At 44.5% G+C, this 12013-nt stretch carries 14 protein-coding genes and 1 tRNA gene; 13 read left to right on the forward strand and 2 right to left on the reverse strand.

The window, feature by feature from the left end; translation table 11 throughout:
* Positions 1-194: 194 nt before the first annotated feature.
* From ACN0QW_RS17540 to ACN0QW_RS17595, 12 genes are all read left to right on the forward strand, one after another.
* Entirely contained in the window at positions 195-1103 is a 909-nt protein-coding gene (locus tag ACN0QW_RS17540; RefSeq protein WP_417433303.1) for a hypothetical protein, read from the forward strand.
* The gene (locus ACN0QW_RS17545; RefSeq protein WP_417433305.1) at positions 1100-4636 is read left to right on the forward strand and encodes a hypothetical protein; all 3537 of its coding nucleotides are present in this window, start codon (positions 1100-1102) and stop codon (positions 4634-4636) included. The genes ACN0QW_RS17540 and ACN0QW_RS17545 overlap by 4 nt, the downstream gene beginning before the upstream one ends.
* 2 nt (positions 4637-4638) lie before the next feature.
* Complete coding sequence (locus ACN0QW_RS17550) at positions 4639-5193, forward strand: hypothetical protein (protein ID WP_417433307.1); 555 nt, start codon at positions 4639-4641, stop codon at positions 5191-5193.
* The gene (locus ACN0QW_RS17555; protein WP_299075791.1) at positions 5190-5390 is read left to right on the forward strand and encodes a hypothetical protein; all 201 of its coding nucleotides are present in this window, start codon (positions 5190-5192) and stop codon (positions 5388-5390) included. Before ACN0QW_RS17550 ends, ACN0QW_RS17555 begins: the two co-directional genes overlap by 4 nt.
* On the forward strand, positions 5387-5758 hold the full coding sequence (locus ACN0QW_RS17560; RefSeq protein WP_417433309.1) for a D-Ala-D-Ala carboxypeptidase family metallohydrolase: 372 nt from the start codon (positions 5387-5389) through the stop codon (positions 5756-5758). Before ACN0QW_RS17555 ends, ACN0QW_RS17560 begins: the two co-directional genes overlap by 4 nt.
* 2 nt (positions 5759-5760) lie before the next feature.
* Positions 5761-6078: a hypothetical protein gene (locus tag ACN0QW_RS17565; RefSeq protein WP_417433311.1), complete on the forward strand. Its 318-nt coding sequence runs from the start codon at positions 5761-5763 to the stop codon at positions 6076-6078.
* The gene (locus ACN0QW_RS17570; protein ID WP_417433313.1) at positions 6075-6263 is read left to right on the forward strand and encodes a hypothetical protein; all 189 of its coding nucleotides are present in this window, start codon (positions 6075-6077) and stop codon (positions 6261-6263) included. Before ACN0QW_RS17565 ends, ACN0QW_RS17570 begins: the two co-directional genes overlap by 4 nt.
* Complete coding sequence (locus ACN0QW_RS17575) at positions 6256-6678, forward strand: DUF1353 domain-containing protein (RefSeq protein WP_417433314.1); 423 nt, start codon at positions 6256-6258, stop codon at positions 6676-6678. Before ACN0QW_RS17570 ends, ACN0QW_RS17575 begins: the two co-directional genes overlap by 8 nt.
* A 280-nt stretch (positions 6679-6958) precedes the next feature.
* On the forward strand, positions 6959-7174 hold the full coding sequence (locus ACN0QW_RS17580) for a hypothetical protein (RefSeq protein ID WP_417433316.1): 216 nt from the start codon (positions 6959-6961) through the stop codon (positions 7172-7174).
* Positions 7175-7378: 204 nt separating this feature from the next.
* Positions 7379-7469: transfer RNA gene (locus ACN0QW_RS17585), tRNA-Ser, on the forward strand.
* A 141-nt stretch (positions 7470-7610) separates the two neighbouring features.
* Entirely contained in the window at positions 7611-8438 is an 828-nt protein-coding gene (locus ACN0QW_RS17590) for a substrate-binding periplasmic protein (RefSeq protein WP_417433318.1), read from the forward strand.
* Positions 8439-8928: 490 nt separating this feature from the next.
* Positions 8929-9531, forward strand: coding sequence for a paraquat-inducible protein A (locus ACN0QW_RS17595; RefSeq protein WP_417433320.1), 603 nt, complete (start codon positions 8929-8931; stop codon positions 9529-9531).
* On the opposite strand, the gene ACN0QW_RS17600 is transcribed toward ACN0QW_RS17595, so the two are convergent.
* Positions 9528-10463, reverse strand: coding sequence for a DMT family transporter (locus ACN0QW_RS17600; RefSeq protein WP_417433322.1), 936 nt, complete (start codon positions 10461-10463; stop codon positions 9528-9530). The two genes, ACN0QW_RS17595 and ACN0QW_RS17600, sit on opposite strands and share 4 nt — an antisense overlap.
* A gap of 238 nt (positions 10464-10701) precedes the next feature.
* Here ACN0QW_RS17600 and ACN0QW_RS17605 point away from each other — a divergent pair, with 238 nt between their 5' ends.
* Entirely contained in the window at positions 10702-11601 is a 900-nt protein-coding gene (locus tag ACN0QW_RS17605) for a glycosyl hydrolase family 18 protein (protein WP_417433457.1), read from the forward strand.
* Between the two features lie 16 nt (positions 11602-11617).
* Here the strand turns inward: ACN0QW_RS17605 and ACN0QW_RS17610 are convergent, their stop codons facing one another.
* Positions 11618-11971, reverse strand: a complete 354-nt coding sequence (locus ACN0QW_RS17610; RefSeq protein ID WP_417433324.1) for a winged helix-turn-helix transcriptional regulator — start codon at positions 11969-11971, stop codon at positions 11618-11620.
* Between the last annotated feature and the right edge of the window lie 42 nt (positions 11972-12013).

A 12013-nucleotide genomic window follows, 5' to 3' on the forward strand; every position in this document is an offset into this window, starting at 1 on the left:
CTCTTTCAAGAGATGCACCACCCTTAATTCACTCTGGTGAAAAGAGGGTGGTGTCAGATTAAGTCGGAACTAATTCAGTTAATGTATTATTGTTTTGAATTGCTCACCAACGATCCACCATTTATAATCGTTCTTGGATAAACAGGTCTCAACCTCTGCTTTTTAGCAGAGGTTTTTTATTGGGAAAATCTGACATGACTATTTCTGCGACACTGCGGAGAGCCTCTTACACTGGGGATGGCTCTACGGTAACTTTTGCTGTGCCCTTTAAGTTCCTTGCCGATAGCCACTTGAAGGTTGTGGTGACAACTGTAAATGGGGGAGAGGCTGTTGTTACGCCGTCACAAATCATGGGGACGGGAAGAGAAAATGGCGGCTCTGTTACGCTTTCCAGTGCACCTGTGGCGGGGGATACGGTTACTGTTTTAGGTGCAACACCGTTGGAGCAGCAAACTGATCTCGCGGTATCGGATGGTATGCCCGCTGATGTTATTGAAACGGCTGTTGACCTCTTGACCATTCAGAACCAGGAACAGGATGTGCAGATCGGAAGGGCCATCAAGTTACCTATTGCCTATTCAGGGGATGAGTTGCAATTCCCGGCACCCGTGCCCAATGAAGTTCCTTATTATGATGAGAATGGCAAGCTGGTGATGTCATCAGTTGGGTTTAGTACCTTAATGTCTTCTGTTCAGGATTTGATTAACTTGGCCAGTGACACTGGTCAGGCTCATACCCATGATTTTTCAGTTCTGACAGGGACGGATCAGGTTCTTTTGGCAAACTTATCTCGAATTTTGGGGGTGAGTTACCCGACCACGGTCAATTCCTATGGTAACACGACTGATAACCCTGTTATTGATTTGACCCAAACCTTTCTGACATCCATGACGAATAATGGAAATGGTGTCATTACGGCTGATAAAGCCAATAACAACTCTGTTGATGTCTGGTTGACCAATGGTCCAACAGCAGGGGTGTTGGATATTTCCAGCTTTGATTACGTGAAGGGGGCATTCGGTGAAGGAGACGGGGTGATTACCATTATGCATATGTCCACTGTCAACGGCATTGCCCGCGTTGCGTTAGAGGTACTGGAATGAGAGCACTTTATGCTGGGACGGAAGGTTGGAAAAATGACCTGACAAATTCCCTTGTACTCAACAACAATTCATACTTGCGACGCGTACCAACAGTTACCGGAAATCGACGTCAGTTCACAATTTTGATGAATGTACGGCGAACGACCCATGATCAGCAACATTGGTTATTTAGTGCGGGAACATCTTTTTATTACCGGATCCAAGCTGGGGGAAAAATTGAAGTTGGAGGGGTGAATGCTGCCGGAGCCTTCGTTTCTGATAAGGTTGTTCGTGACACCGAATGGTTCTTTTTGGGGCTGGCTTATGACAGTGTGGCGCAAACCATTAAAGTTGTGATGAATGACGAAGAATTAACAGGAACGTTTACTCTTCCATCGGTTAATTATCAAACAAATATGAACCTTGAAGGTGCTAATCAAGATATTGGCACGTACAATAATAACGCCTCTAATGAGAGTAATTATTGTATCTCTGATGTGGTTATCCTGGATGGTGAAGTTCTAACGCCACAGGAAATGGTTAATTACCGAACACAGAATGTTCCTTTCGGTAACAACGTTATTACGACGACCAAGAAGTTTACGACAGAGGGGCAGCAGGAAAGGTTTTACACCCTGAGCAGTAATGTCCCTGGAGTAGCTGATGTCATTATAAATAATGAAGGACAATTTATAAAACGTAATACGGTGGGATGGGCAAGTATAGGTACAGAAATTTTACCCCAAACTGGTCTATTTCAAGTCGAGTACGAACTACTTGATACAGGTAATTTACAAATATTTATAGGGGAGGCCAAGGATGTATCCATCACGGGTGCATGGTCCAACTATACTACGCCAACTGGTATCTACGCTGGGGGGAATGCTTTTATCCAAAATGACAGCGGGACCGAGAGCGGGTTGTTGCAGAACCCGGCACCAGTTGTCGGACAAATTATTTCGGTTCAGTTGAATTTAACCATTCGAAAGCTTTATTACTCCCTCGACGGTGTGCCGCAATTAGGAGATCCGGCATCCGGCACCGGGGGGCTAAATATACAGTCTGGTGAGATAAGACTGTATAATAATATGCATAGTCTACAAGGTGCTAGGGTTAATTTCGGTCAGCAGGATTATGCTTATCCTGCGGCGGGGTACGCCCAGCTTAAAGAACCTGCCAAATCTGATTTAAAGCGATGCAAGCTTCAAGAAAGTGGTGCGGAAAATGGTTGGGGCATCCCCTTAAAACAACGACAATTAAGTTCTGAAAATACGCAATCAGGTTGGAGACACGCCTGTTCAAATTTTGTTCTTAATTCAGGTAAGATTTATATTGAGCATAAGTGTGGGGCGTCCGATATTGCTTCTCTTTCATGGGGAGTAATTCATGATTTAAATCAGGCAAATAATTTCCAATCTAATTTGAACCTTGGGCACTACTCCGCCAAGTCAATCGGCTTTTATCTTGATGGAGCTGATCACTATCATCAAACATATGGAAATACAGGGGCGAGCTGGGACGCTAATGTTGGTGGTGGAAAGTGGTCTGGGGCACATCGGGTAAACGAAACAACCAAAATTGCCATCGATTTTGATGCAGGTCTTTGGTGGTACGGATCAGATAACGAGTGGGTGGGGGATCCTTCTGAAGGGACAGGTGGTTTAGCTATTCCAACGGGACAAGACTGGAAGCTATGGGTTAGTGCTCATACTTATGGTGGTGGGATTCTTAACTTCGGAGACACCTCTTGGGAACACGCCCCTCCAACAGGGTTTAAAGGTCCTGCTGAGTTTGATTTTGATAGTTTGCGATCTTCTCAGGACGCAAGGGATTATGAATATGGCCCCAATGGTTGCCAGATTTTGTTCGAGAATGGGGGAGCTTTAGGAGCGGTAACTGCAGGTAATCTCGTAGATTGGACGTTGATGGGGATCACTTCTGACGATCAGCTAACGGATACACCAGGTGATCCTTACGCGGTGTTAAGTGCCAGCGCCACCTTTGGTACAGGCGTGGATGTTACCCGAGGTGGCTTGCGATCTACAGCCAGTGGTGGTTCAGATGATCGAGGAAGTTATGCAAGCCTTGTCCCTTCTCATAAAATGTACTGTGAAGCCTATTTTGAAACTTCTAGCGCAGATAATAACGGGGGCATAGGTCTTGGACCTATTGGGATTGTACCTGGCGAAACCTCTGATAGCTTCCGATGGATGAATGCCTCCTCGGCTAGACAGGGCGGTGTGTCCACTGCGCTTGGGACAAACATTACAGTGGGCCAGACTATAATGATTGCTTTTGATCCTGAGACTGGCAATGCGTGGATTGCTAAACAAGGGGCGTGGATTGGGGGCGGTGACCCTGCTGCGGGTACTAATCCAACTGTTATGGGGCTTGCATCTGACAGCGTACCTTCTAGTTACCACTACAATACCAGTGCTTACATTGTCTTCAATTTTGGACAAAAGGCGTTTAATTATACTCCGCCCACGGGTTTTATAGAACTTAAAAGCTCTAATCTTGAAACGCCTAAATACCATGGGCGCGACAAATTCGATGTTGCCCTCTCTGTTGGGACGGGAGCACCCCGAGATATCGATACGTCCTTTGATCAAATCGGACTAGTCTGGGGTAAAGCAAGATCTTCAGCATACAGTCATCGACTTGAAGACCGGTTACGTGGTGCTGGAAAAGGATTGTATTCCGATATTCCCAATGCGGAAAATACACGCTTGGATAGTCTTACTTATTTTAGCTCTGGGAGTTTTTCTCTCGGTAATGATGTTGGGTCTGGCTACAATCAGAACGGTGTAAGTTACGCCTATTGGATATTCGGGAATGATGGCACAGAAGTTACAAACAAGGAAGGGACGATCCCTTCTCAGATTATTGCGGATAACTCAGGTTACATGTCCTTAATTACTTTTACAGGGACTGGTGTCTCAGGTGATACAATAGGCCACGGTGGGCTAAAAGAACCTGACATGCTCATCACGAAGAACCTCACAAAGGCAGCCTCTTGGGTGGTGTATAATTCAGTTGATGGACCTTTATATTTCACACAACTTGATGCCAACGGTAGTAGGTTGTCTGGGTATAATGTGTATGCGGATACGGCACCTACTAATTCTGTCTTCTCAACAGGCGGCGGCTTAAATGATGGTGAGGCAGGTAGTAACTACGTGTCCTATGCGATATTTAATGTTCCTGGATTATGTAAGGTAGGTGGGTACCCCGGCAACGGTAGTGTGAACGGCCATTATGAAGATTGCGGGTTTAGGCCCCGGTTTATCATGATCAAGCAGCTCAATTCCTCTAGAAACTGGTTAATCTACGATACGGAGATTAACCAGTTTAATCCTATCAATATGGGATTATACGCTGATCTCAATAATTCGGAAAGCTCTAGCTCGACCCGTGATATTGACATCACGGCAAGGGGTTTCAAAGTACGTGCAACGGCCAACACCAACAACGTGAATGGAGGCGATTTCCTCTTCCTTGCCATCGCAGACGTTGCTGGTGGGGGCAACCTTCCGGCTATTTTGGGGAATTAATCATGAAATATGTAATCGAAAAAAATGGAATTCTTGTTTCTTCGATCAGTGCTTGGACGCCGGGGTTGGCTAAAAAATGTAATTTGGTCGGGAATAATCAACCACCCCAATCCTTGCCGTTTGATCTAGGTGAAGGGGCTACACTTAGGACCGTCAGGATAGTTCGGGTAAGCCCAACCCCTTATCAATTAGTTATAGATAATGGGGGGGCATTGGTCGGTGGTGAATGGGTTATCACGCAGTCTTTACAGGATAAAACTGTTGAACAAATTGCGGCTCAGAAACGAGATAAGGTAAATGCTGAAGCGGCGCGTCGTATTGAAGACATCGCGCCACTTTGGAAGCAAGTACGCGGGAGCGAGCGCGCAATTGAGCTAATCGAAATCAAAAGTGCTCGACCTTGGAGTACTGTCGAGAGTAATGAAGCAACTTTTCTTAGACAAAAGAGACATGAAATTGAGGCTATTCGCAAACGATCAAACCTTTTGATTTCCCTATCAGATCGCGATTTGGCTAATACAGATATTTTTGATGACGGTAATTGGAGTACGCCATGATTGATACGGTTTTAAGAGGAGAAAACGTAGATAAATTTATTGGCGTTACGGCAATTTCTACTCCGTTGTGGTTTCATTACTTCAACACAGGTGTCGCCGTCTGTCTCGGGATCGGTGGTCTTGCTTTGCTCGCGTTTCGCATCGCCAAGGCTCGGCAGGAATACCTGAAGGCAAAAGAGGAAAGGGCGCAGTTATGACAAGGCTTAACTGGTCAGATTACCCCAACTTCTCTGCATCCGAGTTTGCTTGTAAATGCGGCTGTGGCCGTGCGGATATGAAGCCTGAGTTTATGGCAAAGCTGCAAGAGCTTCGGGACCAGGTTGGGCCTTTGGAAATCACAAGCGGGTTTCGCTGTCGGAATCACCCTGTTGAGAAAAACAAAAAACGACCCGGCGCACATTCCGTTGGACTTTCGGCAGATATCGTTCCGCTGAAATCAAGGCGATACGATTTACTCACCACCATTAGCGACATGCGTTTTAAAGGCATTGGGGTTGCTAAGAATTTCATCCACATAGACGAGGGCCACCCATACGCATATCGCCCTGCGTCATGGAGTTATTGACCATGAAAAACATACTGATGACAGTCGCTCTTGTAGCGGCTTTTTTTGTGTCTGCTTGTACGACACCGGGCGGTAACCGCTTGAGTGCAGAACAGCAAGTGCAGATTACCTGCGAAGGCATTATCTCAACCGTTCGTATCCTTTCTGGATATCGAGCAGCCGGCGAAATTTCAGACGAAACAATCAAGACAGTTTCTGACCTGATGCCATCCACTGTGAAGCTCTGTTCTGGTGAGGTGACGGATTATCAATCTGCGCTGACAACTTTGCAGGAAACGGCTTTTATCCTTCTGACTGTTAAGAAAGGTGTTGAATCATGAACCCGGCAACAATTGCAACGGTAAACGCGCTTATTGAAATTGGTGTGTTTGCTTTTAAGGCTATCGGTTCCGTCCAATCCGGTGATAAGACGCCCGAACAAATCCGCGCTGAGTGGCCCGCTATTTCTGTCAAGCTAGATGATGCTTGGGCAGCTTGGGCAGCAGCGGGCAAAGACAATGGCTAAGGTGTACGAGTTCACACCTGAATACGATATGGCCCAGATTAAAGCATCGCGCCCAACTGGTGCGGTGCTGGTCTGGGTGTCGCCCGAAGATCCTGACAACCCTTTTACCGCGGCTTGTGCTTATAAGATAACCGGACCAAGGGGTATGGATGTGATTGTGCCGGGTGGGTTTAACTACGACGGGGCAAGCGTGCCTCGTGCGCTGTGGTGGTTTATTCCCCGAGCTGATGCGCGTTTCTTCCGAGCAGCAACATTACACGATTTATTGTACGCAAGTCGTGAAGGTTCACGCGCTGTTGCTGATGCCATTCTGCGGATTGTGGCAGAACAAGACCGTATGCCATGGCTCAAAAGGTGGGCGGCTTATATTGCTGTCCGTCTTGGAGGTCAGGCGGCTTGGGACGATGATGACTAGGAATGGACTGATGTTTAATCAACCTGACAATTTAACTCCGGATGAGTTTGTAGATCGAACATTCGGTGAGAAATGTAAGGGTCGTGAAAATAAAATTCACTTCGCCAATGTTATGATTCAGGCCGGATTGGGGAGAAAAGAAGAACCTTGTTTGCACGGCAGCTTTACCTCATCTCCTGACGGAACAGGCATTACTTGCTTATCATGCTCTTGCCCAAAATGTAGACCACGCTGCTTACACCCTAGTTGAATGTCCCGCCCGATCCAGCGAAAAGAGGTGATGCTTAAATACCTTTCACTCCTTCCTTTCCTATTTATATACCCCACCTTTGCAGACGGGCTATCCGTCCCCGCTGACGTTGTACCCGTTTATGATGGCCTTGGCGGTATGGTCGGCGTGACTGGGCCAAAACTTCATAAGGTGGTCTATAAGAATCATGGTGACGTGGAGCCGTCTGAAATGGGGTTGGATGATTTCGATTGTTGGGTTGAATGAGGGTAAGAATCGGAGTGTAGATTCTCTCCGATTTCTTTACTCAAAATGCGCAAGTCGCCGGATAAAATGAGAACGTGTGTGTCAGATTTGTGCCAGTAATAGCGCGTGTTCTTGCGATGTTCTGCATAAATGCGTTTTTTTTATTTTTTTTACCCTTTACAGATATGCTGGAAAACCTTAGTAATTCCGGCGTTCACAGATTGTGGAGAGTTGGCCGAGTGGCTGAAGGCGCTCCCCTGCTAAGGGAGTATACGTTAATCGCGTATCGAGGGTTCGAATCCCTCACTCTCCGCCATGACAAAATAGCGTCTTCAGGGCGCTTTTTTTGTGTGTAATACGCAGTTCAAAACGTCTTTGGCATCATTTAAATCCCAAGTTACCTAACCGGATTTTAATAAATTTGGTGCTAAGGAGTATAAGTAGTTTTTGAACAAAGATGAATTTAAAGCTTTATGCCAAGGAATCCATCATTTTGCGCAGCTTATATAATCTAACATTTATAGTGGTTACTCTTTTCGCTTTAACTGAAATTATTTCTTCTCGCGCGGGGGCTGACGAGTTGAAATTAACAACGGGTGAATATCCTCCTTTTACTTCTGAGCATATACCCGGTGGTGGAGTGGTTTCCGAGATCGTGGAACTGGTCATCATGGAAATGGGGCATGATTTTGTGGTCGATTATTTGCCCTGGAAACGAGGATACATTCTTTCAAAAAAAGGTAAATACGCAGCAACATACCCCTATTTGCTAACTGAAGAACGTGAAGATGAATTTCTTTATAGTGCCCCAATAATAGAGTGGGAAAGTAAGGTTTATGTGCGCAGAGATTCTGGTATTGAGTATCATAGTTCGCTCGATTTATTAGGGTTAAGAGAATGTCTTCCTCATCACTACGGTGGTTTACCCGAATTAGATAAACTTCATGCCGCGGGAAGTATCAAACGGGTAAGCACACCTTATATTAAAAGTTGCTGGTTGATGATTCTAAACGGTCGTGCTGACTTCTTTGTCGAAGATGTCTTTGTTGCAGATATTTTTCGTCGAGAAGTGTTAGCGGAACGATCTGATGAGGTTGTGGAGCTGCAAAAAACGATAAGTACTGATTATGGGCATATCATTTTCCCAAAAGGATTTGATCAATCCGAAGAACTCGTTGCAGGCTTTAATGATACTTTGGCTAAAGTAGCCGAGCGTGGTGAGATCGCAAGAATTAAAGAAAGCTTTTTAAAGCAGCATACTCAACTTGTAGATCTAATAAACTAGCCAGAGGGTTTTGTGTGGTAGGTGAAGGGCAAGTTGTAGAAAAGGTTTGCTTCCTTTTAGAAAGTTTCGTGAAAATATTTGCCTGACGAATTCGATTATTTTTCTGTTTAATCGCTTTTTATAAATTTAAGTTCTGCTCTGAATGATAGGAATTTTTAAAATTAATTGAACTTTATTTTTGAATTAAAGTTGATTGAGGAGGGGGAAAAGCCTAAATAGAATGATAGCAAAAGAAACTAGGAATAAATTATTTATGTTATCTGCTTTGATCCTTACAGTTCTCCGTGCTTTTAAACCATCATATGAGCCTGCCCGCGCAGTGGTGCCTGTACGTGCAAAACGTCGCAGCCAAAATACAAATAGCAAATATTCCCGTTATTAATAACGGATAAAGGCTTGATTTCTGGGGTAATTTCCGAAAGATCATACGAAATTTACCAAGGGTATTAGGTTTTTACAGGATCTTGTATCTGGTTTTCAGGGAATCTCCATGAAGGAAATTAGATTTCTGAAACAGGCGCAGAAATTCTGGTCTTCAGATCATGAAAGCCTTCGTTGGTGGCATCTGTTTTTTACTTTTAAACGTGCTGAAAACTCACTAGCTAAGCGGTCGTCTGGTATTGCCCGGCTAGTTCCTATTTTGTTGCTTGTCGCACTGATCACTTTATTTGCCGGGCTAACTATTCCAATTTTGCGGGTTGAGAAATTTTTTCTCTTCGAAGATCTTATCTCTATTTCTGGTGCAATTGATCAACTGGCCAGTAGTGGTGAGTATCTAATTGCTATTGTTATTCTCTTTTTCTCGGTGATCTTTCCGACGGTTAAAATCCTGGTCGCTAATTATATTTGGCGGGCGCGGTCTGTTGGCCATAAATCGGTGCAAAGGGCAGTGAAGTTAATCGATCTGTTGGGAAAGTGGAGCATGTTAGATGTTTTTATCGTTGGCATGATCGTTATTTCCGCAAAATCATCCGGGATGGCAAATGCAACATCACAACCGGGAATGTATTATTTCGGTGCTTCGGTCATTTGTTCAATGCTTGCTGTTGTTTTACTTAAGCGTTCGCTTGATAAGATAACCCAGATTAATTAGCTTGGCGTTGTTTTTTGTCGGCTTTTGGTTGAAAATTTTCTCCAAAATCTCCCATCGATTGCGGATAACCCTATGGCAATAAAGGCCATGCCAATAAAGTGAGGAACATCAAGTTTCTCGTCTAAAAATAATGCACCGAGTAAAATAGCAGAAACGGGGACAAGTAAGGTGACAAGGAGAAGGTTGGTTGCACCTGCTCGTTCTAGGATTTTAAAATATAGAATATAGGCTATAGCTGTTGAAAGTAGGGCAAGTGCGACTAAAGATGCCCATGTTTCATTTGAAATGGCTGGTAAAGATGGCATTCCGTCGATTGCGTATGTGATCGGAACAAGAAGCAAAGTTGCCCCCGTGACCTGTCCTGCTGCTGTTACAATCGGATTTATTGCCATCGTTTTAAAACGCCGGCCAAAAACGCCCGCAAATGCATAGCTTAATGTCGCCCCCAAAATAGCGAGTTGGGCAAGAAGATTTTGGTTATCATCTGGTAAACCAAACATGAGAACTACGCCAAAAAAACCAACGATAACCCCAAATATCTTTAAGATAGTGGCCTTTTCATCGGGTAGAAATAGGGTTGCAACAATAACACCGAACAGTGGGGTGGTTGCGTTCAAGATCGATGCTAGACCAGATGGGATGTATATCTGTCCCCAAACGATAAGGGTAAAGGGGATGACGTTATTTAAAACACCCATAGCTAAAAGAGCTCTCCATGCCTTTATCGTTGTTGGTGCAGGCATTTTGAGGGCGAAGATAATAGTCCATAAACCGATGGCCGCAAGCCCAACGCGGAATGTAACAATTGTAAAGGGTGGTAGTTCGGATACCGCGACACCAACAAAGAAAAAAGAACCGCCCCACAATATGGACAGGATAATTAACATAAGCCATTCACGGGCGCCCATAGCGGTATTAATCGATGCGTTCATGTCTGGGTTTCACTTTCTTAAGTTTGTTTATGTACATATATAAGCGAATATATGTACAAAGTATCCGTTTCTTGCTTTTGTAGGTGTAAATATAGTTAAGGGGCGTTGATTGTAAAAAATAATGTGTAATTAGTTTTTTATAGGACGGAATGATGTGTTGTTTTTTATCCAAAAAGAATACCGTAAACTATACACCAAGTTGCCGTGGTTAGTTATTTTCAGTTATTTATTTTTGTGGGTGGACATAGCGTGTTCGTCTCCCCGTTTTATTATCTATTACAATAGTGATGCTTCTTCCTTGGTTGAGGTTTCTCAGTCGGAATATACCCATGTTATTTTAGCCTTTTTGAACGCCAGAATTGATAAGATGGGTGTAATTGTTCTTACCCCACCAAAAAATATGTCTAATCAGTGGGAAAGTGTACAAATACTTAGGACCAGAGGTGTCAAAGTTATAGTTTCTTTTGGGGGCGGCTTGGCCAAGACAAAAGATTATCAAGGCTTTGTCGGGCGAGAAAAAGAACTGGCTACTGCAATTGGGGCATTTGTGCGTGCAAAGCAACTTGATGGTGTGGATCTTGATTTTGAAGCAAGTGATATGCTCCATAAGGAACGCAAGGCTGGAGTAGCTGATGGAAAAGCTTATTTGATTAAGCTTACAAAGGCTTTGCGACAGGAATTACCTGGCCCGAATTTTTTGATTAGTCACGCGCCGCAATCGCCGTATTTAAATCCCGAATGGCACGGTGGACCGTATCTGGATATCTTGAAAGCATCAGAAAAGGCAATCGATTGGATAACAGTACAGTATTATAATAATCCGGGACAGGATGGCCCTGTAAACACAAAGGTCGTCGGGCTGGGAAAAGAAGCTTACAGTACGTCTTATCGAGGGCTTGTGGCCAAAGATGGTGCCCTAGCTTGGCCAAGCGGGAAAATTGTTATCGGTAAACCTGTGTATAAGGCCGATGCCTTTAGCGGACATATATCACCAGAAGATATTATCACGCAAATTATTGCCCCATTGTATGCCGAGTTTGGTGATCAGTTTGGTGGTATTGCTGGATGGCAATTTTCGACACACACCCAAGATCAACGAGATTGGAATAGCCAAGTCGGAAAAGTACTATTCCAATAGATGGTACCTGGGGGCGTTATATCCTGCCGTTTCGTGCTTTGATTTTATGTCCCACTTCGACAATGGCATTGATTGCGGGGACAAGTTCTTCGCCGAGATCTGTCAGGCTATATTCTACGGATGGTGGTGATGTTGGCAATACTTTGCGATCCACGACCATCTTACTTTCAAGTTCTTTCAGGCGGGTGGTGAGCATTTTGGCTGAAATCCCATCCAAGTCGTTTTTTAATTCGCTGAAGCGGCGTGGACCCCCCGATAGAAACCAGATTAAGTTTGTCGTCCAGGCGCCACCAAGAATGGCCATGCATTCTGATAGGGGACAATTGTAGGGGACATCTCCGCTCTGATTTTTTCGCATTTTTAAAGCCATGCTGATGCACTCCGGTCCGACGTTTATACTGTTTAATCTTTT

Source organism: Kiloniella sp., from assembly GCF_048259265.1.
Lineage (GTDB): Bacteria > Pseudomonadota > Alphaproteobacteria > Kiloniellales > Kiloniellaceae > Kiloniella.

Coding starts and splice junctions, on each gene's coding strand:
- ACN0QW_RS17540 (WP_417433303.1), top strand. CDS start 195: ATGACTATTTCTGCGACACTGCGGAGAGCCTCTTACACTGGGGATGGC.
- ACN0QW_RS17545 (WP_417433305.1), top strand. CDS start 1,100: ATGAGAGCACTTTATGCTGGGACGGAAGGTTGGAAAAATGACCTGACA.
- ACN0QW_RS17550 (WP_417433307.1), top strand. CDS start 4,639: ATGAAATATGTAATCGAAAAAAATGGAATTCTTGTTTCTTCGATCAGT.
- ACN0QW_RS17555 (WP_299075791.1), top strand. CDS start 5,190: ATGATTGATACGGTTTTAAGAGGAGAAAACGTAGATAAATTTATTGGC.
- ACN0QW_RS17560 (WP_417433309.1), top strand. CDS start 5,387: ATGACAAGGCTTAACTGGTCAGATTACCCCAACTTCTCTGCATCCGAG.
- ACN0QW_RS17565 (WP_417433311.1), top strand. CDS start 5,761: ATGAAAAACATACTGATGACAGTCGCTCTTGTAGCGGCTTTTTTTGTG.
- ACN0QW_RS17570 (WP_417433313.1), top strand. CDS start 6,075: ATGAACCCGGCAACAATTGCAACGGTAAACGCGCTTATTGAAATTGGT.
- ACN0QW_RS17575 (WP_417433314.1), top strand. CDS start 6,256: ATGGCTAAGGTGTACGAGTTCACACCTGAATACGATATGGCCCAGATT.
- ACN0QW_RS17580 (WP_417433316.1), top strand. CDS start 6,959: ATGCTTAAATACCTTTCACTCCTTCCTTTCCTATTTATATACCCCACC.
- ACN0QW_RS17590 (WP_417433318.1), top strand. CDS start 7,611: ATGAATTTAAAGCTTTATGCCAAGGAATCCATCATTTTGCGCAGCTTA.
- ACN0QW_RS17595 (WP_417433320.1), top strand. CDS start 8,929: ATGAAGGAAATTAGATTTCTGAAACAGGCGCAGAAATTCTGGTCTTCA.
- ACN0QW_RS17600 (WP_417433322.1), bottom strand. CDS start 10,463: ATGAACGCATCGATTAATACCGCTATGGGCGCCCGTGAATGGCTTATG.
- ACN0QW_RS17610 (WP_417433324.1), bottom strand. CDS start 11,971: ATGGCTTTAAAAATGCGAAAAAATCAGAGCGGAGATGTCCCCTACAAT.